The organism is Pseudomonas sp. Van50 (assembly GCF_055390755.1).
This window is the reverse complement of the sequence record NZ_AP024343.1, coordinates 5,217,482-5,242,862: the sequence shown is the minus strand read 5'-3', so window position 1 is coordinate 5,242,862 and position 25,381 is coordinate 5,217,482. Positions and strand designations below refer to the sequence as shown.

At 62.3% G+C, this 25,381-nt stretch carries 21 protein-coding genes, 4 tRNA genes and 2 pseudogenes; 18 read left to right on the top strand and 9 right to left on the bottom strand.

Annotated elements, in window-relative coordinates; all coding sequences use genetic code 11:
* Positions 1-236: 236 nt before the first annotated feature.
* The 3 genes from ACZ5M5_RS22330 to ACZ5M5_RS22320 are packed head-to-tail and all read right to left on the bottom strand — an operon-like array spanning position 237 to position 5,191.
* Entirely contained in the window at positions 237-2,138 is a 1,902-nt protein-coding gene (locus ACZ5M5_RS22330; RefSeq protein ID WP_060741171.1) for an ATP-binding protein, read from the bottom strand.
* Positions 2,135-3,067, bottom strand: coding sequence for an ABC transporter substrate-binding protein (locus tag ACZ5M5_RS22325; RefSeq protein ID WP_464738007.1), 933 nt, complete (start codon positions 3,065-3,067; stop codon positions 2,135-2,137). The genes ACZ5M5_RS22330 and ACZ5M5_RS22325 overlap by 4 nt, the downstream gene beginning before the upstream one ends.
* On the bottom strand, positions 3,068-5,191 hold the full coding sequence (locus tag ACZ5M5_RS22320) for a TonB-dependent receptor plug domain-containing protein (RefSeq protein ID WP_060741173.1): 2,124 nt from the start codon (positions 5,189-5,191) through the stop codon (positions 3,068-3,070). It lies immediately after the preceding gene.
* Between the two features lie 199 nt (positions 5,192-5,390).
* Between ACZ5M5_RS22320 and ACZ5M5_RS22315 the strand changes: the two genes are divergently transcribed.
* From ACZ5M5_RS22315 to ACZ5M5_RS22280, 8 genes are all read left to right on the top strand, one after another.
* Entirely contained in the window at positions 5,391-6,416 is a 1,026-nt protein-coding gene (locus ACZ5M5_RS22315; RefSeq protein ID WP_060741174.1) for an NAD(P)H-dependent glycerol-3-phosphate dehydrogenase, read from the top strand.
* 30 nt (positions 6,417-6,446) lie between these two features.
* On the top strand, positions 6,447-6,794 hold the full coding sequence (locus ACZ5M5_RS22310) for a DUF4389 domain-containing protein (protein ID WP_060741175.1): 348 nt from the start codon (positions 6,447-6,449) through the stop codon (positions 6,792-6,794).
* On the top strand, positions 6,791-7,243 hold the full coding sequence (gene sixA / locus ACZ5M5_RS22305) for a phosphohistidine phosphatase SixA (protein WP_060741176.1): 453 nt from the start codon (positions 6,791-6,793) through the stop codon (positions 7,241-7,243). Before ACZ5M5_RS22310 ends, sixA begins: the two co-directional genes overlap by 4 nt.
* A 52-nt stretch (positions 7,244-7,295) precedes the next feature.
* Positions 7,296-7,739, top strand: a complete 444-nt coding sequence (locus ACZ5M5_RS22300) for a hotdog fold thioesterase (protein ID WP_060741177.1) — start codon at positions 7,296-7,298, stop codon at positions 7,737-7,739.
* Between the two features lie 275 nt (positions 7,740-8,014).
* Entirely contained in the window at positions 8,015-8,809 is a 795-nt protein-coding gene (locus tag ACZ5M5_RS22295; RefSeq protein ID WP_013694026.1) for an alpha/beta fold hydrolase, read from the top strand.
* Positions 8,806-9,657 carry an alpha/beta hydrolase gene (locus ACZ5M5_RS22290; protein ID WP_092170861.1) on the top strand — a complete coding sequence of 284 codons (852 nt, stop codon included), beginning with the start codon at positions 8,806-8,808 and terminating at the stop codon, positions 9,655-9,657. Before ACZ5M5_RS22295 ends, ACZ5M5_RS22290 begins: the two co-directional genes overlap by 4 nt.
* A gap of 129 nt (positions 9,658-9,786) precedes the next feature.
* Positions 9,787-10,605, top strand: a complete 819-nt coding sequence (locus ACZ5M5_RS22285) for a DUF4892 domain-containing protein (RefSeq protein ID WP_464738006.1) — start codon at positions 9,787-9,789, stop codon at positions 10,603-10,605.
* Between the two features lie 63 nt (positions 10,606-10,668).
* Positions 10,669-11,706: an AI-2E family transporter gene (locus ACZ5M5_RS22280; protein ID WP_060741180.1), complete on the top strand. Its 1,038-nt coding sequence runs from the start codon at positions 10,669-10,671 to the stop codon at positions 11,704-11,706.
* 95 nt (positions 11,707-11,801) lie between these two features.
* Here ACZ5M5_RS22280 and xopAW read toward each other — a convergent pair whose 3' ends face one another.
* The 3 genes from xopAW to ACZ5M5_RS22265 all read right to left on the bottom strand — a co-directional run bounded on the left by xopAW (position 11,802) and on the right by ACZ5M5_RS22265 (position 14,678).
* The gene (xopAW, locus tag ACZ5M5_RS22275; RefSeq protein WP_060741181.1) at positions 11,802-12,641 is read right to left on the bottom strand and encodes a XopAW family type III secretion system calcium-binding effector; all 840 of its coding nucleotides are present in this window, start codon (positions 12,639-12,641) and stop codon (positions 11,802-11,804) included.
* Positions 12,642-12,876: 235 nt separating this feature from the next.
* Entirely contained in the window at positions 12,877-13,920 is a 1,044-nt protein-coding gene (locus tag ACZ5M5_RS22270; protein ID WP_060741182.1) for a sensor histidine kinase, read from the bottom strand.
* Entirely contained in the window at positions 13,920-14,678 is a 759-nt protein-coding gene (locus ACZ5M5_RS22265; RefSeq protein WP_060741183.1) for a response regulator, read from the bottom strand. The genes ACZ5M5_RS22270 and ACZ5M5_RS22265 overlap by 1 nt, the downstream gene beginning before the upstream one ends.
* Positions 14,679-14,967: 289 nt before the next feature.
* Between ACZ5M5_RS22265 and pyrF the strand changes: the two genes are divergently transcribed.
* Positions 14,968-15,666 (top strand): orotidine-5'-phosphate decarboxylase, encoded by a 699-nt coding sequence (pyrF, locus tag ACZ5M5_RS22260; protein ID WP_060741184.1) that lies wholly within the window; start codon positions 14,968-14,970, stop codon positions 15,664-15,666.
* Positions 15,667-15,786: 120 nt separating this feature from the next.
* Here the strand turns inward: pyrF and ACZ5M5_RS22255 are convergent, their stop codons facing one another.
* Positions 15,787-16,791 (bottom strand): NADP-dependent oxidoreductase, encoded by a 1,005-nt coding sequence (locus ACZ5M5_RS22255; protein WP_060741185.1) that lies wholly within the window; start codon positions 16,789-16,791, stop codon positions 15,787-15,789.
* Between the two features lie 223 nt (positions 16,792-17,014).
* On the opposite strand from ACZ5M5_RS22255, the gene ACZ5M5_RS22250 reads away from it, so the two are divergent.
* From ACZ5M5_RS22250 to ACZ5M5_RS22235, 4 genes and pseudogenes are all read left to right on the top strand, one after another.
* Positions 17,015-17,776, top strand: coding sequence for an SDR family oxidoreductase (locus tag ACZ5M5_RS22250; RefSeq protein WP_103311047.1), 762 nt, complete (start codon positions 17,015-17,017; stop codon positions 17,774-17,776).
* Positions 17,777-17,982: 206 nt separating this feature from the next.
* Positions 17,983-19,371 (top strand): aminotransferase-like domain-containing protein, encoded by a 1,389-nt coding sequence (locus ACZ5M5_RS22245; protein WP_464738005.1) that lies wholly within the window; start codon positions 17,983-17,985, stop codon positions 19,369-19,371.
* A gap of 110 nt (positions 19,372-19,481) precedes the next feature.
* Positions 19,482-20,540: pseudogene (locus ACZ5M5_RS22240) on the top strand (methyl-accepting chemotaxis protein); the annotation flags it as partial.
* Between the two features lie 27 nt (positions 20,541-20,567).
* Positions 20,568-21,449 carry a methyl-accepting chemotaxis protein gene (locus ACZ5M5_RS22235; RefSeq protein WP_370873828.1) on the top strand — a complete coding sequence of 294 codons (882 nt, stop codon included), beginning with the start codon at positions 20,568-20,570 and terminating at the stop codon, positions 21,447-21,449.
* 196 nt (positions 21,450-21,645) lie between these two features.
* On the opposite strand, the gene ACZ5M5_RS22230 is transcribed toward ACZ5M5_RS22235, so the two are convergent.
* Positions 21,646-22,404 carry a VHS/ENTH/ANTH domain-containing protein gene (locus ACZ5M5_RS22230; RefSeq protein ID WP_060741189.1) on the bottom strand — a complete coding sequence of 253 codons (759 nt, stop codon included), beginning with the start codon at positions 22,402-22,404 and terminating at the stop codon, positions 21,646-21,648.
* Between the two features lie 371 nt (positions 22,405-22,775).
* Between ACZ5M5_RS22230 and ACZ5M5_RS22225 the strand changes: the two genes are divergently transcribed.
* The 5 genes and pseudogenes from ACZ5M5_RS22225 to ACZ5M5_RS22205 all read left to right on the top strand — a co-directional run bounded on the left by ACZ5M5_RS22225 (position 22,776) and on the right by ACZ5M5_RS22205 (position 24,071).
* A tRNA-Glu gene (locus tag ACZ5M5_RS22225) sits at positions 22,776-22,851 on the top strand.
* Positions 22,852-22,853: 2 nt separating this feature from the next.
* Positions 22,854-22,929, top strand: a tRNA-Gly gene (locus ACZ5M5_RS22220).
* A gap of 105 nt (positions 22,930-23,034) precedes the next feature.
* Positions 23,035-23,110: transfer RNA gene (locus ACZ5M5_RS22215), tRNA-Glu, on the top strand.
* 3 nt (positions 23,111-23,113) lie between these two features.
* Positions 23,114-23,189 (top strand) — tRNA-Gly (locus tag ACZ5M5_RS22210).
* A 250-nt stretch (positions 23,190-23,439) separates the two neighbouring features.
* Positions 23,440-24,071 (top strand): annotated as a pseudogene (locus ACZ5M5_RS22205) (LysE family translocator).
* A gap of 11 nt (positions 24,072-24,082) precedes the next feature.
* Here ACZ5M5_RS22205 and ACZ5M5_RS22200 read toward each other — a convergent pair.
* The gene (locus tag ACZ5M5_RS22200) at positions 24,083-25,339 is read right to left on the bottom strand and encodes an aminotransferase-like domain-containing protein (protein WP_060741191.1); all 1,257 of its coding nucleotides are present in this window, start codon (positions 25,337-25,339) and stop codon (positions 24,083-24,085) included.
* Positions 25,340-25,381: the final 42 nt, after the last annotated feature.

Below are 25,381 nucleotides of genomic sequence, written 5' to 3'. Positions count from 1 at the left end.
ATAGTCCCATGCGGCAGGGTGGGGCAAATCTTCCCGGCCGATCGAAGCGTTCATGCCTCGAATCGACAGCCTACTCATAGACTATTGCGTTGTAGTGAAAGTCACAGCACACGGGAAATGAATGTACACCTGTGCACTGAAATTTTTATTCAAGCCCCAATCGAGGCTTGTTCGGGTGCCTAAGACTGCCGCACTTTCGCCTTTCACGCCAGTCACAGATGGTCCGGTGAGCGGTTCTAGTTCACCCAGCGCTGTAGAATCTGCTGCAGGTCGTTCCTTTTGAACGGCTTGGCCAGGTAATCGTTCATGCCCGCCGCGAGGCAGGCTTCGCGATCGCCCTGCAAGGCGTTGGCCGTCAGGGCGATGATCGGCACCTCGTCGCAGCCCGGCAACTGACGGATCTGCCGGGTGGCTTCGTAGCCATCGATGATGGGCAAGCGGCAATCCATGAGGATCGCTTCGAAAATCAGGCTTTCGGCGCTGCGTACAGCCTGGGCGCCATCGGTGGCGACGCTGACGGTGAAGCCCAGGCTGCGCAGCATGGCTTCGATCACCGTCTGGTTGACCGGATTGTCTTCCACCAGCAACACGTTGCGGCCTTCGCCATCGCCGCTGCCGGTGGGCAGGCGCGGTGCCAGGGTCGGTGGCGTCTGGCGCGACAGGGCCAGCGGGATCTCGAGGGTGAACACCGAGCCCTGGCCTTCTTCGCTCTGGGCCCGCAGCGTCCCGCCCATGCGTTCGGCCAGGGTGCGTGCGATCGGCAGGCCCAGGCCAGTGCCGCCGTAGCGCCGGGAAATCGAATTGTCGGCCTGTTGGAAGGCGTCGAACATGCGTTCCAGGCTCTCGGCGGGAATACCAATGCCACTGTCGCGCACCGTGCAGGTGAACCACAACAGTTCGTGGTCCAGGGCCTGCCACTGGCATTGCACAGTGACACGGCCTTGCTCGGTGAATTTCAGTGCGTTGCCGATCAGGTTCACCAGGATCTGCCGTATCCGCGTCGGATCGCCCTGCACCTGCAAGGCCCGCATGTCGTCCGGGACCAGCAGGTCCAGGCCCAGCTTGCGCTGCGCGGCGCTGTGCTGGAACGACTGCGCGCAACTGCCCACCAGTTCGGCCAGGTTGAACGGGATGTGCTCCAGTTCCAAGGCCGAGCGTTCGATGCGCGAGAAGTCGAGGATGTCGTTGATCACCTTCAGCAGGTGCTCGGTGGATTCCGACGCCAGCGCCGTGTACTCGTGCTGTTCGTCGGTCATGCGGGTGGTTTCCAACAGCTGCAGCATGCCCAGTACGCCGTTCATGGGCGTGCGCAGTTCATGGCTCATCATCGCCAGGAACTCGGACTTGGCGCTGTTGGCTTTTTCCGCTTCCTCGCGGGTCTTGATCAACTGCGCCATGGCCTGGTGCTGTTCGCGGCTGGCTTGTTCCAGGCCGTCGGCCAGGTTGTTGATGTGCCGCGACAAGGCCCCCAGTTCGGCATCATCGACGACGGGCAGCGGGGCGCTGTAGTCGCCTTGCTGGATGGCCTTGACCGCGTTGCCGATGTCGCGGATCGGCCGGGACAGGTTGGTCGCCAGCCGGCGCGCCACCAGGAAGGTGAACAGCAGGGCGAACAGCGCCAGGATCGCGGCCTTGAACAGGATCTCCTGCTGCCGCTGGCTGAAGGCGTCACTGGACATGCCGACGATCACGCGGCCCAGGTAATCTTCGCCGGGCGCCTCGACGGCGGTGCTGTTGCCTTGCAGGAAATCATTGTTCAGGGCAATGCGCTGCAGGCGCACCGGGGCCTGGAAGACTTCGATCTGTTGGGCACGGCTGTGGACTTGCTCGGGTTGTTCGACGTACACCAGGACCTTGTCGGTGTTGTCCTGGACCTCCAGGAAGCGTACGTGAGGGGTCGCCAGGGTCGCGGTGAGCAGGCTTTCCAGCACTTCGTTGTTGCCGGAAATCACCCCGTACTCCGTGGCGGGGGCCAGTTGGTTGGCGATCAGTTGCCCGGTGTGATTGAGCTCCTGGCGCAAGTCCTGGATCCGCACGAAGGTAAAGAAGCTGATCAGCAGCACGGTCAGCAGCAACGCCGGACCGAGGGCGATGAGCTGGGTGCGGGTATTGATGTCCCAACGACGACGCAAGGTCATGGGCGGTGTTCTCCTTCGGCCAACGTTGCCGCGACGGATTCGGCGTCAATCGGTTCGATCCCCAGCGAGCGGGAGACCTGCCGGTTGCCCAGGACTTTGAAACGGTCCGGATACAGCGTGCGCGGCCAGGTCGTGGCGGGGCGGTCGAGCAGGTCGTCGAGAATCGCCAGCCAGTCTTGCTGGTCGCTGTAGGTGCTGGCCAGGCTGCCGGCCTTGACGAAGGCCGCGCTGGGCCCGATCAGCGCACGTTGCCGGGCATAGCTGCTGAGCAACAGGTTCTTCACGGTCTTGGGGTTGTACAAGTCGGGGTCATCGAGGCCCAGCAGTACATCGCTCTGGCCCAACAGGTTTTGCAGGGGACGGCTGTCGCTGGTGTCGTCCCAGCGTTCGCTGACGATCACCAGGCCCAGCGGTGCCGCGGCCTGGCGGATGTCCTTGAGCAGGAATTCACTGTGGGCGTCGTACAGCACGCCGACCTGGCGCACTTGCGGCAGGATGGTGCGGATCAGCCGCAATTGCCGGGCCATCGGTGGATCGCTCCACAGCAGGCTCAGATGCGCGGGCGTGGCCTCGCCCAGGCGATCGCGGGCTTGCTGGCGGCTGATGCGCAGGACCAGGGTAGCCGGGCCCCGGGCGTCTTGCAGGCGCCACTCCAGGCTGGGCAGGTCAAGCAGAACCAGGCGGACATTATCCGGCAACTTGTCCGGCGCCGGCAGGTTGGCCAGCGGCGTAAACCGCACGCTGTCTTCGGGGCGCAGGGCTTTCAGGGCCTGGGTGAAAGACTGCACGCCGGGGCTGTCCTCGGCGCCGGTCAACAGGATTTCGGCGGCCCGGGCCTGGAGGGTTGTCAGCCAGCCGGCAAACACCAGGCACAGGGCCAGCGTCAGGCGGCCATGAAATGGCCTCTTGCGGCGGGCGTTCCCGGACATCTAGAACGACAACTCCGCACTGAAGTACACGACATGGCGAGCGTCGTAGCGGTTGTCGACGAAGGTCATGGGCTGGTTGTCCAGGCGCTGTTGCAGGACGCCCGCCAGTTCCAGGCTGGCCTTGCCCAGGGGAATGCGCCGGGCGATACGGGTGTCCACCCGTTCGAAGCGATAGCCATTGAGATCGTCGGCGGCGTAATAGAACAGCGCGCTGTTCCAGCCTTGGCCCCAGTCCCTTAGCCAGCCGGCCGAGCCGCTGTTGCGGGCGGTCAGTTGTTCGTCGAGAGGGTTGCTGGCCTGGGCGTCGACATAGGCATAGGTCAGGCGCAGGCGGTCGGCGCTGGTCATGCGCCAGTCGAACTGGGTCTCGACCCCGGAGAACTGTGATTCGTTGGAGTTGCTGGCAATGTACTGATTGTTGCGCAGCGGCTCGCTGATCATGCCGGTGATTTCGTCATGGAACAGTTTCACATCGACCGCCAGGCCCAGGTCCACGAAGTAACCGTTGTAGCCCAGTTCCCGGGAGCGCATGTGCTCCTGTTCCAGGTTGCCCGGGCCGCGGGTCTGGACGAAGTAACGGGCACTGTTCTGGCCGAAGGCGGCGGGTTGCAGGTTGGTGACCTGATAGCTCCAGTTGACGTTGTTCTCGAACATGTCCGGCGAGCGCACGGCTTCGGAGTACACCGCCCGCAGGCCATGGCGCGGAGTGATCAGGTAATTGACGGCGATCCGCGGAGTCAGCGAGCTGCCGGTCAGGCGGGTGTCTTCGAACATCGCGCCGCCCTGCAACAGCCAATGCTCGGTGGCCCGCCATTCGAGCTGGCCGAACAGGCGCCAGGTGGTGTCGTCCAGGGTGCCGTTGAAGTACGTCTCCGAGTCGGCCCGGTCGTAGCGATAGTTGGCCCCGGTGACCAGTCGCAGGCTGTCGGACAGGCTCAGGGTGTCCTGGATCTCCAGGTCGTAGCGCGATTCCCGGGCGCTCTGGTCGATATCGCCGCACAGGGTTTGCGAGGCGCCGTTGCGCCACTGGTCGAGCACCTGATTGGCCAGCGCCTGTTCCTGTGGCGTGCCGGGTGGCGCGCCGGTGCTGGTGTAGCTGGGGATATTGCGCGCCAGCTTCTCGGCATAGTTGGGGTTGAGCTGCCACAGGTCGGTCAGTTGCGGGCTGAAGGACACCTCGGCGTCACAGGCGCGCCAGGTCTGCTGGCGATCCCAGTGCTGGATCGAGCCCTGTACATAAAGGCTGTGATCGGGGTCCAGGTCCAGGTTCCAGCGCAGTGAGCCGGCGTAGTCCTTGGCGATGACATCGGAGTTATCCCCAGCGGCGGTAATCCCGGCAAACACGGGATGGTAGGTATAGGGCCGCTGGTTGGTCCCATCCTTGGCATTCAATTGCCAGTCGATGCTCTGCCGTTCGTCCAGGGTCTGGCTGACGGACAGGTTGAAGCGGTTCAGGCGGCGGCTGTCGCGGTAGTCGGCACCGTTGCGGTCGCTGTCAAAGCCATCGTCTTCCTGGCCGGACAGCGACAGCCGCAGGTCGCCGCCGTCCCAGCCGCTGCCCTGGCTGGCGTACCAGTCACTGATGCCACGCTGGCCCCGGGTGATTTTCAGCCGGGTGCCGTGGCTGTCGGCCGGGGCGCGGGTGATGATGTTGACCACCGCCATCAGCGCGTTGGCGCCATAACTGACGGTGTTGGGGCCGCGGAAGACTTCGATCCGCTCGATGTCTTCCATGGCCACCGGAATATCGCTCCAGTCCACCGTGGCCAGGCCGGCGCGGTACACCGAGCGGCCGTCGATCAGCACTTGCATGCGCCGGGCTTCGCTGGCGTTGGTGCCATGGTAGTTCACGGCCGCCTGGTTGCCAGTGATGTTGCCGACCATCATGCCTGGCACCAGGCGCAGCAGTTCGCTGATGTCCCGGGCGCCGCTGGCCTTGATCAGCTCGCTGTCGAGCACGGTCATGCTGCCTGGCACCGCCGCTGGCGATTGCTTCAGGCGCGTGGCCGTCAGTACCTGGGGCAGGGGCTGGCTGTCCACGAACAAGTCGTCGGCCAGCACTGGCGGGCTGATGATCAGTGCCAATAGCAGGGACGAACCTGAGCGGGAAGGGCCAACGGACACGGTACAGCCTATGGGAATGGGTGGGTGACGGGCATGTTAACTGAGCTGAACGACTTTTCCATTCACGTTGACAGCATTTTCCTAGGAATTAATGGTCAGCTTCCTACAGCTGGCGGTAATTGTTGCCGGGGCTGGTCGCCATCCGGCCGCTCCGTATAATGCCCCGCATTGCCACTTGGTATGGATGAACGGATTGCATATGACTGAACAGCGCCCGATTGCGGTCCTGGGGGGCGGGAGTTTCGGTACCGCCGTGGCTAACCTGCTGGCCGAGAATGGTCACCCGGTGCGCCAGTGGATGCGTGACCCGGAACAGGCCGAGGCCATCCGGGTCAACCGCGAGAACCCGCGTTACCTCAAGGGCATCAAGATCCGCCCGGAAGTGGTACCGGTGACTGACTTGCAGGCCACCCTGGAGGGCAGCGACCTGTTCTTCGTCGCCTTGCCGTCCAGTGCCTTGCGCTCGGTGCTGGCGCCGCATGCCGAGCGCTTGAGCGGCAAGTTGTTGGTGAGCCTGACCAAGGGCATCGAAGCCCAGACCTTCAAGCTGATGAGCGAGATTCTCGAAGAAATCGCCCCCAAGGCGCGGATCGGTGTGATTTCCGGGCCGAACCTGGCGCGGGAAATCGCCGAGCACGCCTTGACTGCCACCGTGGTCGCCAGCGAGGACGAAGCGCTGTGCCAACGGGTCCAGGCCGCACTCCATGGCCGCACCTTTCGGGTCTACGCCAGCGCCGACCGTTTTGGGGTGGAGCTGGGCGGCGCGCTGAAGAACGTCTATGCCATCATCGCCGGCATGGCGGTGGCGCTGGGCATGGGGGAGAACACCAAGAGCATGCTGATCACTCGCGCGCTGGCGGAAATGACCCGCTTCGCTGTCAGCCAGGGTGCCAATCCGATGACCTTCCTGGGATTGGCCGGGGTGGGCGACCTGATCGTTACCTGTTCCTCGCCCAAGAGCCGCAACTACCAGGTCGGTTTTGCCCTCGGCCAAGGCTTGAGCCTTGACGAGGCCGTGTCGCGCCTGGGTGAGGTGGCCGAAGGGGTCAACACCCTCAAGGTGCTCAAGGCCAAGTCCCAGGAGGCGGGGGTGTATATGCCGCTGGTCGCCGGGCTGCACGCGATTCTGTTCGAAGGGCGCACGCTTGAGCAGGTGATCGAGCTGTTGATGCGTGGCGAACCGAAGACCGACGTCGATTTCATTTCCACCAGCGGTTTCAACTGAACCGCTATTGACCGCAAGCAGGAGCGAGCCATGAACGATCCGCAAGGGCAACCCCAATACGAATCCATCCTGCTGCGTGTGCTGTGGATGGTGGTCTATCTGCTGGTCTGGCAGGTGGCGCAATTCATCCTCGGCGCCGTGGTGCTGGTGCAGTTGATTTATCGGCTGATCTACGGCGCGCCCAGCGCCAGCCTGATGAATTTCGGCGACAGCCTGAGCCAGTTCCTGGCGCAGATCGGCCGCTTCGGCACCTTCCACAGCGATCAGAAGCCTTGGCCGTTCGCCGACTGGCCGGCGCCACGTACGCCGGAAGGCGAAGCGCCACACGCCGTGGCACCGGCCCCGCATCCCGTCCGGGACGAGGAGCCGAAGCTATGAAACTGTGGGTATTGCGTCACGGTGAGGCAGAGCCCCATGGTGTCCGTCCCGATCCGGAACGGGTCTTGACGGTGCACGGCCGCGAGGAGGTGTTGCTCAGCGCCGGCCGGTTGATGGGCGAGCCGTTGCGGGCCATCTACGCCAGCCCTTATGTGCGTGCCCAGCAGACCGCGCAATTGGTGCGCGAAGCACTGGGGTTCGAACCTGAACTGATCACCGTCGATTGGCTCACGCCGGAGACCCGCCCGACGGAGGTGCTAAGGCATCTGGAGGACCAGGACGATGTGCTGCTGGTCAGCCATAACCCATTGGTGGGCAGCCTGCTGGGCTTACTGCAGCACGGCCATCTGCAACAACCCGAGCAAGTGCAAACCGCCGGCCTGGCCGAGCTGGAAGGCGATCTGCCGCTGGCTGGGGCGATGCTGCTCAAGGGCATCAGGCACCCCTGAATAGAGCGGTTGCAGGACTGGGCAAGACAACAATCACACAGGAAGGGCAACGATGAGTCTGTGGCGCACCACCCCCGACATCGAGAAACTGAACGCCGCCGGTAAGAACACCATCAGCGAAGTGCTGGACATTCGGTTCGAGTCCTTCGACGACGAATCCCTGACCGCCAGCATGGTGGTCGATCAGCGTACCCACCAACCGTTCGGCCTGTTGCATGGCGGTGCTTCGGTGGTGCTGGCCGAAACGGTCGGCTCCATGGCCGCCTATCTCTGTGTGGACGCCAGCAAATTCTATTGCGTGGGCCTGGAGATCAATGCCAACCACCTGCGCGGCGTGCGCAGTGGACGGGTGACGGCCACGGCCCGGGTGGTCCACCTGGGGCGCACCACCCAGGTCTGGGACATCCGCCTGGTCAATGACGAGGGCAAGGTCAACTGCGTGTCGCGCCTGACCATGGCGGTGGTACCGTTGGGTGAGCAGCCGCCGGCGCGTTGACGCTCTAGCTGGATGCAATCCTGTGGTTAGGGGATCCTCTGTGGGAGCAAGGCTTGCCCGCGATGGCGGCGATGCGGTCTTTCAAAAAACGAGTCGCCTGTGTCGCGGGCAAGCCTTGCTCCCACACAACTCCCTCGCCACATCGGGCAGTATTTACAGTTCCATAACCCCCATAGCCCAAGCCCGACTGTCATCATTCCTGTCAGTTACGGTCATTGCCGCGCCGTCGGGTTCTGCGGACAATCTGCCGCAGTTCCCCCAATGGATCGGCTGTCATGTCGCAACAGATTTTTTTCGCCCATGCCAATGGTTTTCCCTCGGCCACCTACGGCAAGCTGTTCGCCGCATTGGCGCCGCAGTACCAGGTCGCGCATCTGGAACTGCACGGCCATGACCCGCGTTTTCCGGTGGACGATAACTGGCACAACCTGGTGGACGAACTGATCCATCACCTGGAGCAGCAACCGGCGCCGGTGTGGGGCGTTGGCCACTCCCTGGGTGGCGTGCTGCACCTGCACGCGGCGTTGCGCTGCCCGCAGTTGTATCGCGGCGTGGTCATGCTCGATTCGCCAGTGCTGACCCGTACCGACCAGTGGGTGATCCTGGCCGCCAAGCGCCTGGGGTTCATCGATCGCCTGACCCCGGCGGGCCGGACGCTGGGGCGGCGCGAGGAGTTCGCTGACCTGGAATCCGCCCGGCAGTATTTTGCCGGCAAGACACTGTTCCGCGGCTTTGACCCGGATTGCTTCGACGCCTACCTGCAACACGGCCTGCAACAAGTCGGCGACCGGTTGCGCCTGCGCTTCGACCCGGCCACGGAAATCAGTATCTACCGCGGCGTGCCGCACACCAGCCCAGGACGACCCCGCAAGCTCAAGGTGCCGCTGGCGGTGGTGCGCGGCCGGCAGAGTCGCGTGGTGATGCGGCATCACACCCGTTCGGTGGGGCGTATGCTCCATGGCGAATCCCTGAGCATGCCCGGCGGCCATATGTTTCCCCTCGAACGTCCACAAGACACGGCCAACCTGCTCAAGAACCTGTTCCAGCGTTGGGAAGGGCGCAGCGCATGAGCATGGTCGAGGAGGTCCGCCTGAGCCTGCCTCACATTGAGCTGGCGGCTCATTTGTTTGGCCCGGAAGACGGGCTGCCGGTGATTGCCCTGCACGGTTGGCTGGACAACGCCAACAGCTTCGCCCGCCTGGCGCCCAGGCTCGAGGGGCTGCGGGTGATCGCCCTGGACATGGCCGGTCACGGTCATTCCGGGCATCGACCGCCGGGTGCCAGCTATGCCTTGTGGGACTACGTCCATGATGTGCTGCAAGTGGCCGAACAACTGGGCTTGAAGCGCTTCGCCCTGCTGGGGCATTCCATGGGCGCCATTGTCTCGCTGGTGCTGGCCGGTTCCCTGCCGGAACGGGTGACGCACCTGGGGTTGATCGACGGGGTGATTCCTCCTACAGCCAAAGGCGATAACGCGGCCGAACGCATGGGCATGGCCCTGCAAGCCCAGTTGGATTTGCAGCAAAAACGCAAGCCGGTCTACAAAACCCTCGACCGGGCCATCGAAGCGCGTATGAAGGGGTTGGTAGCGGTCAGCCGCGAGGCCGCCGAGTTGCTGGCCCAGCGCGGCCTGATGCCGGTGCCCGGAGGCTATACTTGGCGCACCGACAACCGCCTGACCCTGCCATCGCCCTTGCGCCTGACCGAGGAGCAGGCCATGGCGTTCGTTGCGCGGGTCGCTTGTCCGGCGCATCTGGTGGTGGCGGCCGATGGCATGCTGGCCCAGCACCCGGAGCTGCTGGAGCGTCTACCCTTCAGTCATGAGCAGTTGCCTGGAGGCCATCATCTGCACCTTAACGATGAGGTCGGTGCCGGGCTTGTAGCAGACTGTTTCAATCGGTTCTTCACTGTTCCTTGACTTGCGCCGGGCAACTGTCGAGGCTGAGCGGGTTGAAAGGGAGACAACCATGACAGACCTCTGTTTGCCAGCCTCGCGGTGCATCGGCGACGCCCGTCGCGTCCAAGCGTCCCAGGCCAAGCCGATCCGATGAAATTATCCGTTCACTTACTCGTCCTGCTGGTGCTGGCCTGCTTCAGCCCTGCGTCGTTCGCCGTTGATGTGCCGGGCAGTCGCGACCTGGATCGCGTGCCACGCATGCCCGATGCACAGATCGTCGATTATCGGCAAACCAGCGACCTGGAACGTGTCTACCCCATGGGCTCGATCCGCAAGATCAGCGGCCAGTTGCGCTTTGACGGCCAAGTCGATGCCCGTGGGAATGTCACGTCGGTCACCTATGAGCTGCCGCCGGAACATTCCGCGACCCAGGCCTTTACCGCGGCGCGCGAAGCGTTGCAGAAACAGGGCGCCGAGCTGTTGTTCTGGTGCCAGGCCCGCGATTGCGGCGAAAGCAGCCTGTGGGCCAACGATGTCTTCGGCAACGCCAAGCTCTATGGCGCCGACAACGGCCAGGCCTTCCTGTTGCTGCGCCTGGCGCCGCCCGCGGACAACACGCTGATTGCGCTGTATGCCATCACCCGCGGCAATCGCAAGGCCTACCTGCATGTCGAGCAGTTCGAGGCGAATGCTGCGTTGGGGGACTTGCTGCCGACATCGGCCACCCTGTTGCGCCAGCTCAAGGACACCGGGGTCCTGGACTTGCCGCGTCTTGCCGGTGAGCCGGACGACACCTGGTTGCGCCTGTTGTCCCGGGCGCTGAACCTGGACACGGGCCTGCGGGTCAGTATCGCCGGGCCCCGGGCCGAGGACTGGATTGAGGCGCTGGCGGGCCAGGGCGTCCGGGTGGCGCGCATGGAGGCCGGCAGCGGCGAGGCGGCGGGACTGCACCTGGAGTTGCTGCGCTAAGCTGTCTCGGGGCAGTGGTTTCACACCCGTGCCCCGGTCCTGTTCATTTTTTCGAGACCCTACATGCTCAATAACGATCGGCTGTTGGTGCAGATCCTGCTCCTGGTGTTGTTCGGCGCAAGCCTCTGGGTCATGGCGCCGTTCTGGTCGGCGCTGTTCTGGGGCGCGGTGCTGGCATTCGCCAGTTGGCCGCTGATGCGCCTGCTGACCCGCTGGGTCAATGGTCGCGAATCCCTGGCGGCGGCGTTACTGACGGTGGGCTGGATGCTGTTGGTGGCGGTGCCGCTGGTGTGGTTGGGTTTCAACCTGGCCGACCATGTGCGCGATGCCACCGCGTTCATCAGGGACGTCCAAGTCGATGGCTTGCCCGAAGCCCCAGACTGGCTTGCCGCTATCCCCTTGGTGGGCGGGCGGCTGGTAGGCATCTGGAACAGCATCGATCAGCAGGGCGCGGCCATGATGGTGTCCATCAAGCCGTACCTGGGGCAGGTCGGCAACTGGCTGTTGGCGCGCAGTGCGCAGATTGGCGGCGGCATACTCGAACTGACCCTGAGTATTGTGTTCGTGTTCTTTTTCTATCGCGACGGCCCGCGCCTGGCGGCGTTCGTCCATGGCTTGCTGGAACGCCTGATCGGCGACCGTGCCGGTTACTACATCGAACTGGTGGCCGGTACAGTGCAGCGGGTGGTCAACGGCGTGATCGGCACCGCGGCGGCCCAGGCCGTGCTGGCGCTGATCGGCTTCCTGATCGCCGGGGTGCCGGGGGCGCTGGTACTGGGGATCGTCACGTTCCTGCTGAGCCTGATCCCCATGGGCCCACCCCTGGTCTGGATCCCCGCCACGGCATGGCTGGTGTGGAAGGGTGAATACGGGATGGCGGTGTTCCTCGGCATCTGGGGCACATTCATCATCAGTGGCGTGGACAACGTGCTCAAACCCTACCTGATCAGCCGTGGCGGAAACCTGCCCCTGGTCATCGTGTTGCTGGGGGTGTTCGGCGGGTTGATCGCCTTCGGTTTCATCGGCCTGTTCATCGGCCCGACCCTGTTGGCGGTGGCCTACAGCCTGTTGACGGACTGGAGCAAGAGCCAGGCGCGATAGCTTGAATACCAAGCACCTGTGGCGGGGGGGATTGCCGTGACGAGGGGATAAATCCCCTCGCCACGAGTGAGTTTCAATCCAGGCTTGCCGGTGAATCAGGTCGCCACGTTCAGGTGTTTCCCCACCGTCGCGACGTTATCCAGCGAGTATTGCCGGCTGAGGTTGGCGATCATTCTGTTCAACGCTTCGCTGCCATTGGCCTGCCCGTTGGTGCTGTCGCTACGGCGGCCGGCCTGCAAGGCGTTGTTGAACTCGTCGCTGTCGACCCCGCCGCTGCTGTCGCTGTCGAGGGCTTCCATCAGCATCGCGCTGGTGTCGGTGCTCGACGTACCGTTGCTCGCCTGCAAGGCGCTGCTCAGTTCGCTGGCGGTGACAGTGGCGTCACCATCGGCGTCGAGCTGGCTGAACAGTTCGTCACTGGACGCCTGTTGCGGTGGGGGAGGCGGTGGCGCGAGGCTGGCGGCCAGTTCATCAAGGCTGACGGTGCCGTCCTCGTTCTTGTCCAGGGCCGAGAACACTTGCTGGCTGTCGGCACTGCTGCCGGCGCTGGCCAGGCCGCTGCTCAACTCGTCGCTGCTGACCACGCCATCACCGTCGGCGTCCAGGGCGCTGAGCAGCGCGTCGGCCAGTTCGGTATTCGGCGCCTGGTCCCGTGGCGGTGGAGGTGGCGGCGCCATCGCGGCCATTTCCTCGCTGCTCAGGTCACCGCTGCCATCACTGTCCAGGTCGCCAAAATTGTCGCTCAGGCTGACCAGGATGCCGTCGTCGCTTTTTTGCGACAGGGCGCTGCTCAACTCTTCCTGATTGACCGAGCCGTCGCCGTCACTGTCGAGCTTGCTGAGCAGTTCCTTTTGAAACTGCTGGCTGCGGGCACTGCTGGTTGCGGTACTGCTGGTGCTGGTATAGGTCGAGTAACTGCTGACGCTACCGATCATGGGCGCTCTCCTTGGGCTGGAATAGCCGGTGGGTGCACCGGCTTATGCAGCCTCGGCGGGGCAGTTGTCGTGGGTGTGTGGAGTTTGTACCGACGGGTGTACAAACTCAGTCCCGGCGCAGTGTCGAGTGTGGGAGCGGGCTTGCTCGCGAATGCGGTATGTCATCCAAGCTTGTATCGACTGAACCACCGCATTCGCGAGCAAGCCCGCTCCCACAGGGGGACATCGGTGGGATTCAGGTGCGAGGCAGGCTGATCACCGCCGTCAACCCACCCCCCGGCGTTTCTTCCAGGCTCAACTGCCCGCCCAGGCGTTCGGTGGCTTCCCGGGCGATGGTCATGCCCAGGCCGACACCGCCAGAGTTGCGATTGCGCGAGCCTTCCAGGCGGAAAAAGGGCTCGAACACCGCCTCGCGTTTGTCCGCCGCAATACCGGGGCCGTGGTCGATGACCCGGATCAATACCTGATGCTGCTGGTCTTGCAGGGCAATCAAGGCATGGCCGGCGTAGCGCAGGGCGTTGTCGATGAGGTTGTTGAGGCACGAGCGCAGTGCCATGGGTTGCACCTGCAGTGGGGCGCAGGCGCCGCTGACCTGCACATCGGCGCCCTGGTCCTGGGCGTTTTCGCTCAATGATTCCACCAGGGCCTGCACGTCCATCCATTGCAGCGCTTCGCTGGTGCGTTGTTCGTGCAAGTACGTCAGGGTGGCATCGAGCATGTCGATCATGTCGTCCAGGTCCTGGCGCATCTGGCCTTGCAGCTTGATGTCATCGATCTGTTCCAGGCGCAGCTTGAGCCGCGAGAGCGGCGTGCGCAGATCATGGGACACCGCGCCGAGCATGCGCGAACGCTGCTGCACTTGCTCGCGGATCCGTTGCTGCATCAGGTTGAACGTATGGGCTGCCTGCCGTGCCTCACGGGGGCCGTTTTCATCCAGCGGCGGGCTGTCGAGGTTTTCGCTCAGGCGCTCGGCGGCATCGCTCAGGCGTTGGATCGGTCGGGTCAGGAGCTTGGCGCCGTACCAGGCCGCGATGATCAGGAACACGAATTGAAAGGTCAGTGGCACCACCGGGCCGCCGAACCAGGGACGCGGACGGCGGTTGGGGGGCGGGCCGAAGCGCTGGGGCCCTTCGCCTTGTTGGCTCATTCCTGGCGGTGGCCCGGGGGGCGGCTGGTCGTAATGGAAAAACCAGGCAAAGGCCAACAGATGCGCCAGGACAATCGCCAGTAGCAGCACGCCAAACAGGCGGCCAAACAGAGAGTCCAGGCGCAGTCGCATCAACCGATGTCCCGGGCGTCGAACAAGTAGCCCTCACCGCGTACGGTCTTGATCAGTTGGGGGGCCTTGGGATCGTCGCCCAGCTTCTGGCGCAGGCGCGATACCAGCAAGTCGATGCTGCGGTCGAACGCTTCGATGGAGCGGCCGCGAGCCGCGTCCAGCAGTTGTTCGCGGCTGAGCACCCGGCGCGGTCGTTCGATGAAGACCCACAACAGGCGAAACTCGGCATTGGACAGGGGCACCACCAGCCCGTCGACCGAGATCAGTTGGCGCAGCACGCTGTTGAGCCGCCAGTTGTCAAAACGGATATTGGCCCGCTGCTCGGTACGGTCGTCACGTACCCGGCGCAGGATTGTCTGGATACGCGCCACCAGTTCCCTGGGTTCGAACGGCTTGGCCATGTAGTCATCGGCGCCCAGTTCCAGGCCGATGATGCGGTCGGTGGGCTCGCAGCGGGCGGTGAGCATCAGGATCGGAATGTCCGATTCGGCGCGCAACCAGCGACACAACTGCAAGCCGTCTTCACCCGGCAGCATCAGGTCGAGCACGACCACGTCGAAGTGCTCGGCCTGCATCGCCTGGCGCATGGCCGCGCCATCGGTGACGCCGCTGGCCCGTATGCTGAAACGGGCCAGGTAATCGATCAGCAGCTCGCGGATCGGCACGTCGTCGTCGACGATCAGCGCGCGGGTACTCCAGCGCTTGTCGTCGTCGGACACTTTTTGATCGTCAGAATTTGCAACAGGGGTGTTCTGCATGGATGCATCATCTGCCAGGTAGGCTGCCAACCGCAAAGAAGGCGGCGAGGTTGAGGCTTCAGCATAGGCGTCGTGCCGCGAGGCGTGAAGCGCTGAAAGAGCGGGTTGCGGCGGCGGACGGTAGCGTGTCGACGTGTTGTACGCATGTCATGAATGTATCGGCTTCGACACAAAGGCCGCTATCGTCCATGCTGCTGGGGGCCGATGAGATTTACCGATCATCGGGTCCCGCACGGGCGCTCGTTCCGCTACAATGCGCGCCGATTTCGACTTGCCTGAGAGCCCGCTCATGTCCGCCTGCCAGACGCCCATTATCGTCGCCCTGGATTTCCCCACCCGTGACGCCGCCCTGAAGCTGGCCGACCAGTTGGACCCCACGCTTTGCCGGGTCAAAGTCGGCAAGGAACTGTTCACCAGTTGCGCTTCGGAAATTGTCGGGACCCTGCGTGACAAGGGTTTCGAAGTGTTCCTGGACCTGAAGTTCCACGACATTCCCAACACCACCGCCATGGCGGTCAAGGCGGCTGCGGAGATGGGCGTATGGATGGTCAACGTGCATTGCTCCGGTGGCCTGCGCATGATGGCGGCCTGCCGTGAAGTGCTGGATCAGCGCAGCGGCCCGAAACCGTTGCTGATCGGCGTGACCGTGCTGACCAGCATGGAGCGCGAGGACCTGGCCGGGATCGGCCTGGACATCGAGCCCCAGGAGCAGGTGCTGCGGTTGGCGGCGCTGGCGCAGAAGGCCGGCCTGGACGGTCTGGTCTGTTCGGCCCTGGAAGCTGGCGCCCTGAAAGCGGCCCACCCGTCGTTGCAACTGGTGACCCCGGGGATTCGTCCGGCGGGCAGCGCCCAGGACGACCAGCGTCGCATCCTGACCCCGCGTCAGGCGCTGGACGCCGGTTCCGACTACCTGGTGATCGGTCGCCCGATCAGCCAGGCCGCCGATCCGGCCCAGGCGCTGGCGGCGGTCGTGGCCGAACTGGCCTGATCCAACCCTGAAGGGCCCTTGTGGGAGCGAGCTTGCTCGCGATAGCGGTATGTCAGTCAATAGCAATGTTGACTGACAGGGCCTCATCGCGAGCAAGCCTGCTCCCACCGTTGTTTTGTGTCAGACCTTGAGTACGAGTTTCCCGAAGTTCTCCCCGCTGAACAGTTTGGTCAGCGTCTCGGGGAAGGTCTCCAGCCCTTCCACAATGTCTTCCTTGCTCTTGAGCTGCCCTTTGGCCATCCAGCCGGCCATTTCCTGCCCGGCGGCGGCGAACTGTGAGGCGTAGTCCATGACCACGAAACCTTCCATGCGAGCCCGGTTGACCAGCAGTGACAGGTAGTTGGCGGGTCCCTTCACCGCTTCCTTGTTGTTGTACTGGCTAATGGCACCGCAAATCACCACGCGGGCCTTGAGGTTCAGGCGGCTGAGCACGGCATCCAGGATGTCGCCCCCGACGTTGTCGAAATACACATCCACGCCTTTGGGGCATTCGCGCTTGAGGCCGACGTGGACGTCTTCGTTCTTGTAGTCGATGGCCCCATCGAAGCCCAATTCATCGACCAGGAATTTGCATTTGTCGGCACCGCCAGCGATGCCCACCACACGACAGCCTTTGATCTTGGCAATCTGCCCGGCGATGCTCCCCACCGCACCGGCGGCGCCCGACAGCACCACGGTCTCGCCGGCCTTGGGCGCGCCGACGTCCAACAGGGCGAAATAAGCGGTCATGCCGGTCATGCCCAGGGCGGACAAATAACGTGGCAGCGGTGCCAGTTTTGGATCGACTTTGTAGAAACCCCTTGGCTCGCCGAGGAAATAATCCTGCACGCCCAGGGCACCGTTGACGTAGTCCCCGACCGCGAACCCCGGGTTGTTCGAGGCAATCACTTGGCCGACCCCCAGCGCCCGCATCACTTCACCGAGGCCGACCGGTGGGATGTAGGACTTGCCCTCGTTCATCCAGCCGCGCATGGCCGGGTCCAGGGACAGGTATTCGTTCTTCACCAGGATCTGGCCGGCTGCCGGCTCGCCCACCGGTACTTGCTGATAGGTGAAAGTCTCGCGGGTCGCGGCGCCTACCGGGCGTTTGGCGAGCAGGAACTGGCGATTGGTCTGGGCAGTCATGGTTGGCACTCAAGATGAATGAAGACTTGTTGATAGACCTTCGAAGCCTTTGCCGCAAGGTTCGCCGCCTCAGCGAATGCTCTTCGATCCAACCCAGTGATAGTGCCTTGGGGCCCTTATCACTGGCGCCCATGAATGCCCAACCGGCATCTGGATAGTGCTGCCGTGCCCCGTCAGGCTGTGGCTACACTGGCGCGACCCCGCATTCTTCGAGGAACAGACAATGAGCATGACGTTTTCCGGACAGGTCGCTGTGGTAACCGGCGGTGCCGCAGGCATTGGCTGTGCCACGGCCCAGGCGTTCGCGGCAGAGGGCCTGAAAGTGGTCGTGGCCGACCTGGACGTGGCGGGCGGCGAGCGTACGGTGCAGTCGATTCGTGATGGGGGCGGCGAAGCGCTGTTCGTGCGCTGCAACGTGACGCTGGAAAGCGATGTGCAGCACCTGATGGACGAGGTGATCAAGGCCTATGGGCGCCTTGACTATGCCTTCAACAACGCCGGGATCGAGATCGAGAAGGGCAAGTTGGCCGACGGTACCCTCGACGAATTCGACGCGATCATGGGCGTCAATGTGAAGGGCGTCTGGTTGTGCATGAAGTACCAGCTGCCCTTGCTGCTGGCCCAGGGCGGCGGTGCCATCGTCAACACGGCTTCGGTGGCCGGCCTGGGCGCTGCGCCGAAGATGAGCATCTATGCCGCTTCCAAGCACGCCGTGATCGGCCTGACCAAATCGGCCGCCATCGAATATGCCAAGAAGAAGATCCGCGTGAATGCGGTCTGTCCGGCGGTGATCGACACCGACATGTTCCGTCGTGCCTATGAGGCGGACCCGAAAAAAGGCGAGTTCGCCAATGCCATGCACCCGGTGGGGCGTATCGGCAAGGTCGAGGAAATCGCCAGCGCCGTGCTCTATTTGTGCAGCGATGGCGCGGCGTTCACCACCGGTCATTCCCTGGCGGTGGACGGCGGCGTCACGGCGTTCTGAGGACGTTTCCCTGAGCTTGTAGGAAGAAGCCCGCACTGGTTGCGGGCTTTTTCTTTGGGCTGGGGAAACATCCCCGGAGCGGCCTATCAATGTGTTTCAAAGGGTGAGAATCGGCGCTTTTGGCGACGTTGTCGTACATCGTTCGGGGGTGGCCTGTGCTTAACTGTTTCCGGAAATAAAACAAACGCTTAGGAGCTTGGTTACTCATGGAGTTGAGAATCGACCGGCAGGCCTTGGTGCCTGTCGTGCAGCAAATCGTCGACGCGCTGACCGGCTGGATCCGACAGGATGCGGTGCAACCGGGGACTCGCCTGCCGTCCGTGCGCCAACTGGCGCGGCAGAACCTGCTCAGCCAGTCCAGCGTCAATGAAGCGTGTGAACGCCTGGTTGCCCAAGGCCTGCTGGCGTCCCGGCATGGCTCCAGCTTTTTTGTCGCGCCATCCCCCGCATCCGGGCAGGCGGGCATCGACCCGGAGCGGCGGCAGGATATGCCCGCCGAGGGCGTTGATTCGCCGCCCTGGGCGTTGAGGCTGGGGTGTGGCGGGTTGCCCGAGAGCTGGCGTGAAAGCGATGACCTGGGTTATGCGATCCGACAGGTCACCCGCACCGATATGGCGGGGTTGTTCAACTACAGCACGTCGCTGGGGCTGCCCGCCCTGCGTGAGCAGCTGTCCAGGCGCCTGAAGCAATTCAATATCGAGGCCGATAAAGACCTGATCCTGACCACCACCGGGGCGACCCATGGGCTGGACCTGATCGTGCGGACACTGCTGCAGCCAGGCGCCTGCGTGGTGGTGGAGAGCCCTGGCTATTCAAGCCTGTTCGACCTGCTCAGGTTGCACAAGATCGACATGATCGAACTGCCCAGGACCCCGCGCGGCCCGGACGTCGACGTGTTGCAAGACTTGCTGGCGACACACCGGCCCAGTGCGCTGTTCGTCAACAGTGCCTGTCACAACCCGACCGGCAGCAACCTGGCACCGGCCGTGGCCCAGCGGTTGTTGCAACTGACGAAGCAACACGCCGTGCTGGTGATCGAAGACGATGCCTATGGCGACTTCCAGAACTCGGCGCGGACCCGGTTGGCAGCGCTGGATGCCGACGTGGTCTACGTGGGCAGTTTCTCGAAGACCCTGAGCAGTTCGTTGCGCGTCGGTTTCGTGGTGGCCGGGCCGTCTATCATCACGCGCCTGAGCGAGGTCAAGGGCATTACCAGCATGGGTGGGTCGCGGTTCTGTGAGTCGGTGCTTGCCAATCTCCTGGCCAATGGGGCCTATCGCAAACTGGTCCAGCGCCAGCGCCAGCGTTTGGGCGTCGATACGGCGGCGCTGCTGCAGGTATTGGAGGATGCCGACTGGGAGGTCTTTGGCAAACCGGCCGGCGGGCTTTTCATTTGGGCAAGACCGCCCATCAGTGACTACGCTGGATTACAGCGTCTGGCCAAGCGGTTCGGCGTGTTGTTGTCCTCACCCACGGCCTTCAGCCCTTCGGGCACCGACAGCGACTGGCTACGGATCAACGTGGCCTATGCCCGTGATCCCCGGGCGCTGGGGTTTTTTCGGGCCGCGGCTCTGGATCGACCTCAAGTGTCCTGAAAACGACGCGGCTGTAGCTTTTTGCCATTATTCCGACGCCAGCATCTTGTGTTGCAGGGCGTCTCGTTGCGAATCTGCAATCAACACACACTGGCAGAGGACTGAGCGCAATGATTTCGGCCGTGCAAGGACGTTTTGCCAACCTGGGTATGGCAAAAAAACTGGGTATCGGATTTGTCCTGGTGCTGCTGTTGACCGCTGTGGTCGCGGCCATCGGCGTCTGGTCCCTGCAGACCATCAGCTATCGCTTCGATGGCTTGAAGCAGATGTCGTCCCTCAACAGCGGGTTGCTCAAGGTCCGGCTGCTGGAGCAGGAATACGCCTCGCGTTCCGACCCCAAGACGGCCGATGCCCTGCGCCAGGGTGTCGATGGCCTACTGGCCCTGGCGAACGAGCTCAAGGCGCAGTCGCCTGCCAACGTGCCGGTGATGAACGACGTCGAGCAGGCGTTGGGGGCGTATCGCAAGGCATTCGACGAGTTCGTCGGGCTAAGCCAGAGCAAGGACCTGGCGCTGGAAATGGCCAGTTGGTCGGTGTCCAGCGTGGCCAACAACCTCGATGTGTTGCAGGCCGGGCTGGCGGATGACGGCACCTATACCTTGAAAGACTCCGAAGGCAAGGAAGGGGCCGAGTTCATCGAGCAGGCCAGCCAGATCAGCGAAGTGTCGCGGTTGATGTTGCAGGCCATGAACGAAGCGCGGGTCCGTTTGGACCAGAGCCGCAAAGGCAACGTCGAGGGCGCTGGGGAAGGCAGCATCGAACAGGCCGAGCAGGCCATGAAACAGGCCGAAGCGCTCAAGACCACGGTCAAGGACCCGGGTTACCAGACCGTGCTCAATGAAGTGGCCGGGCATATCGCTGGGTTCAATGAGCAACTGGCCGAGTACACCGGCCTGTTGGCGAAGGAAAAAATCGTCTACCAGCAACTGCACGAGCGTGCCGATCAAGTGGTGGCGCGGGTCGACCAGGCCTTCAGTGCCGAAGACCATGCCATGCAGACTGAACTGAAGAAGAACTCGCTGCTGATCATCGGTTCGTCGGCCTTGGCGTTGCTGGTGGGATTGATCGCGGCGTGGGTCATCACCCGGCTGATCGTGACGCCGCTGCGCAGCGTCATTCGCGTTGCCCAGCGGATCGCGGCGGGTGACTTGAGCGCCACGGTGGAAGTGACGCGCCGGGACGAGATTGGCCAGTTGATGCAGGCGATGCAACAGATGGGCGCAGGGCTGAGCAGTATCGTCAGCGGCTTGCAGGCCGGGATCGAGCAGCTGGCCAATTCGGCTCAATCGCTGTCGGCTGTGACCGAGCAGACCAATCTGGAAGTCAGCAGCCAGAAAGAGGAAACCGAGCAGGTCGCCACGGCCATGAACCAGATGACGGCCACCGTGCACGATGTGGCGCGCAATGCCGAAGAGGCGGCACAAGCGGCCCAGACTGCCGACGACAAGGTCGAAAGCGGCCAGCAGGTGGTGCGCCAGAGCATGGTGCGCATCGAGCAACTGGCCGATTCGGCCACCTCGGCCAGTTCCAGCATCGAAAGTCTCAGCGCCGAGATCCAGAACATCGGCACGGTGCTGAGTGTGATCAAGAGCGTGGCCGAGCAAACCAACCTGCTGGCCCTCAATGCCGCTATCGAGGCGGCCCGTGCCGGGGAGCAGGGCAGGGGCTTTGCGGTCGTGGCCGATGAGGTGCGGGCCCTGGCCAGGCGCACGCAACAGTCCACCGAGGAAATCGAACGACTGGTGAGTGCCTTGCGTTCAGCGGCCCAGGCTTCCGTGCAGCAGATCCAGAGCAGTGGCGAGTTGGTGAAGATGGCGGTCAGCGACGCACTGCAGACCGAGAGCGCGTTGGGCAGCATTGCGGCGGCGGTGTCGTTGATCCAGCAGATGAACCAACAGATCGCCGCGGCAGCCGAGCAGCAGAGCTCGGTGGCCGAAGAGATCAACCGCAGTGTCACCAGCATTCGTGCCAGCGCCGATCAATCGTCCCTGGCGATGCGCGGCAATGCCGCTTCCAGCATCGAGCTGGCGCAGTTGGGGATTGAGTTGAAAGGGATGGTGGGGCATTTCAAGTTGTGAGTCCGCGATAGCGGATCCAACATGCCAACAGTTTTGCCTGTCTGGCGGTGTACGGGCATAGCTTACAGCCCCGTGGCGAGGGAGCTTGCTCCCGCTGGGCTGCGAAGCAGACCCAGGATTCGCGGGAGCGCTGCGCACTCCAGCGGGAGCAAGCTCCCTCGCCACAGAAACTCCACCCGCACAGGGTGGAGCCGTATCAGTCGTAGACTTTCTTCTTCTTCCACTCGTCGTTTATTTCGTCGTCCTTCAAGCCTTCGGTCAACTGGTTGACCTCGCCCTCGACCGGCTGGGTGCTGGCCAGGACCTGGGCATTGGCGCGGGCCAGCAGTTTTTCCAGGTAGGCCAGTTGTTCGGCGTAGACCTGTGGTTCCTGTTGCTTGCGCAGGTACTGCACGCCGCGCTCGAAGGCCAGGCGAGCCTGCCCGGGTTGTTCTTGCTGCAAAGCCTGCTGGCCGAGGTTGTTGAAGAACTCGATGTGCAGCAGCACCAGGATGTGCCGCACTTCACGGATCCAGCGCTTGGCTTCGTTGGGCGGCAGGAAACCGTCCTGGGCGGCGCGGGTGATCTGGCCATGCAAGGCCTCGAGCAGAAAGCGAACGTCCTTGGCCTTGGCTTCGGTCTGGATCGGTGCCGGTGGATTGCTCACCGGGATCGATTCGCCCTGGGCAGCCAGTGCGCTCAGTTCATCCAGGCGTGCCTTGACCGCGGAATTGGTTTTATCCAGGTTCAACAGGCGCTGGCAGACATTCATCTCGAGGCGCGTTATCAACAATTTCAGGGCAGGGGTCATCAACTGCCCGGGGAAGGTTTCGGTGAGCTCGCCACAGCGACGCATGCGGTCGTTGAGTTCTACCTTGGTGCGGGCCTTTTCCAGCTTGTTGTTTTCCACCACGTGGTTCATGTAGCCAATGGCGATCAACAGGGCGATCCCGGCTACGACGAGCAGGGTGATCATGAGTGGTGTCACCGGTAAGACCTCTTTATTAGGGTACGCATGTCATGAGTGTAGTGGCTTGGCTTTTAAGCGCATAGGCCCGAGCGACGTGATTAGACGGGCGTCGTGCTGTTTATAGGACGCATGATCGGGTAGGAGCACATTGCCATCATTTACCTGGCGCGACTATAGCGTCTCGGCGGGTGACAGAATATAGGCGTCAGAGACCGGGCGAGTAAAATGTGCGGATCGCCCCCAAACCGGGCGAAGTCATTGATTTAAATAAATTTATATCTGGGGGTTGACGACCCTTCAATCCATCCATAGAATGCGCGCCACTTACAGCGTAAAGCACTCAGCCAAACGCTCTAAGTAGTGAATGTTGTACGTGTGTCCCCTTCGTCTAGTGGCCTAGGACACCGCCCTTTCACGGCGGTAACAGGGGTTCGAGTCCCCTAGGGGACGCCAATGCGGGAATAGCTCAGTTGGTAGAGCACGACCTTGCCAAGGTCGGGGTCGCGAGTTCGAGTCTCGTTTCCCGCTCCAATTTTAAACAGTGTTGCTTTCGAGCAGGGCTGAGTGAAGCCAGAGCCGACATCTTCGGATGCGGATTTGGGCACTGAAATACACACCATGTGTTTCAGTTAGCGTGTCCCCTTCGTCTAGTGGCCTAGGACACCGCCCTTTCACGGCGGTAACAGGGGTTCGAGTCCCCTAGGGGACGCCATTTGCGGGAATAGCTCAGTTGGTAGAGCACGACCTTGCCAAGGTCGGGGTCGCGAGTTCGAGTCTCGTTTCCCGCTCCAAATTCAAAAAAACGCCGCTCATACGAGCGGCGTTTTTTTATGCGCGTGAAAAGACCATTCAAGATGCATGGATCTTTAACCAGCGATTTTCGTTGTCTGAGGGGGCTTACCGCGCTTTACCTTAATAATGAAGGTGAAGCGAAAGTACTTCATGCAAAACTTAAGGTAAAACGCTCAGGAAGATTAATAGTTCATTCCTAAAAAAAAGCACTTCTCCTAACCTTCCAGTACCCATTCTGGAGGTGCACTTATGCTGATTTTTGTTAAATCGATGGTCATTGGGCTGTGCATCGCAGCCCCTGTGGGGCCTATTGGGCTGTTGTGCATACAGCGAAGCCTCATGCTGGGCTGGAGAGCCGGCTTCGCAACGGGATTGGGGGCCGCCACTGCCGATTCGATCTACGGATTCATCGGGGCCCTCGGGTCACGGCCATCATCGCGACGCTGATCAGCTTCAAACCTTGGTTGTGTATTTTTGGTGGACTATTCCTCGCCTACATTGGCTATCAGACAATACGATCGAAGGGGGGCGCGACCGCCATGGCAGGTGAGCGTGCCAACATGTTCAAAGCCTACTCGACCACGCTGTTCCTGACCCTGTCGAACCCCATGACCATCTTGTCGTTTATCGCGATATTCGCCGCGTTGAGCGATGGCATGGTCAGCGACCAAGGCGGCCAGCACGCCTTGCTGCCGATGGTGACCGGTATATTCCTGGGCTCGGCTGCCTGGTGGCTGGGCTTGAGCGGGTTCTCCTCCCTTTTCAAGGCGCGGATTGCCGAATCGAAGCTAAGGCTGATCAACTACTTTTCGGGGGCGACCATCAGCGTTCTGGGGGCCTACCAGGTCGCCACTGGCGTCATGCTGGCTACGGCAACCTGATAAAAGAGGTCTTACTGCAGTCTGGACTCGACATACGCCCTGAAGCGGCCTATGGCTTGGGTGACGTCTGGGGCGGTGGCATTGCTGAATGAAAGCCTGACCTGATTAGCCGCCTCATTCGTCAGCGAAAATAAGGTGGTAGGGAATACGATCACCTTGAACTGCTGGGCGCATTCGCGCATTTCACAATACCCAAAGGCGAAAGGCAGCCGCAGATTGATGAAGAAGCCGCCCGCCGGATGATTCCAGCTGACCGTTCTTTGGGCGCCGACCTTGAGTGGGAATTCACGTTCGAGGCATTCAAGCATGTGGTCTCTTTTCTGCGTATAGGACAGCACCCTGGGTTGGTTCAGCCCTTGCAGCGAGTAGTTGTTCTCGATCAGCAAGCCGGCGACGACCGCTTGGCACAGGGCAGGGGTGTTGACGGTGATCAGGCTTTTGGCCTTGCACAATCGGGCACTGAATGACATGACACCGGCGCCCTCCGGCGCGACCACATAACCCATGCGCAAGCCGGGAAAAATCGACTTGGCAAAGGAGCCCAGCAAGAATACTCGACTGCTGTCGATGGACTTCATGGACGCAATGGCATCGCCTTCGTACCTGAAGTAACGGTAGGCCGTGTCTTCAAGGACGAAAAAATTCTTTTCATTGGCCAAGGAAAGCATGGCTGTCCTGGCGTGATAGGAGAGGCTGTCGGCGGTCGGATTGCTAAAATCCGGAACGGCATACAGTGCTTTGATTTTTTCCCCTCTGGATTCAAGTTCTTCAATGATTCCGCGTAGGGCGATTGGGTCGAGAAAAGCCGCCATGGGGACGGGGACTATTTTTATGCCCAGCAGTTTTGCGATGCCTGTGACCCCGGAAAACACCGGGTCAGGCACTAATAAAAGCCCACCGCCTTCAAAAATGGACAGGAGCGTCAAGGTACAGGCTTCCTGAAACCCCAGGCACACCACGATGCTTTCAGGGTTGGAGACTGTTATCCCTTCATCCGCCTGCAAATAGGTGGCGATTGTTTCATTGATGATTCCCGAGGTTTTTCCATATTGGCAAAGCAGTGTCGCCAGTGACTGCCCCGTGCCGGCAACGTGAAGTTTGTATTGGGCCAGGCCTCGGTCGATGAGCGACGGGTCGCACTGCTGGTCATCGGGTCGACCGGAGGCCAGTGAAATGGCCTCCGGATTTTCCTGGGCGATGGAGTTTAGAAGGTGGATGACGTTCAGGGTGGGGTCTTCGAATATCGTGTTTTCGAATGCGCTGGACACTTTCGCTTCTCCATAAAAAAAGCAACGAGCCACTGAAGGCTC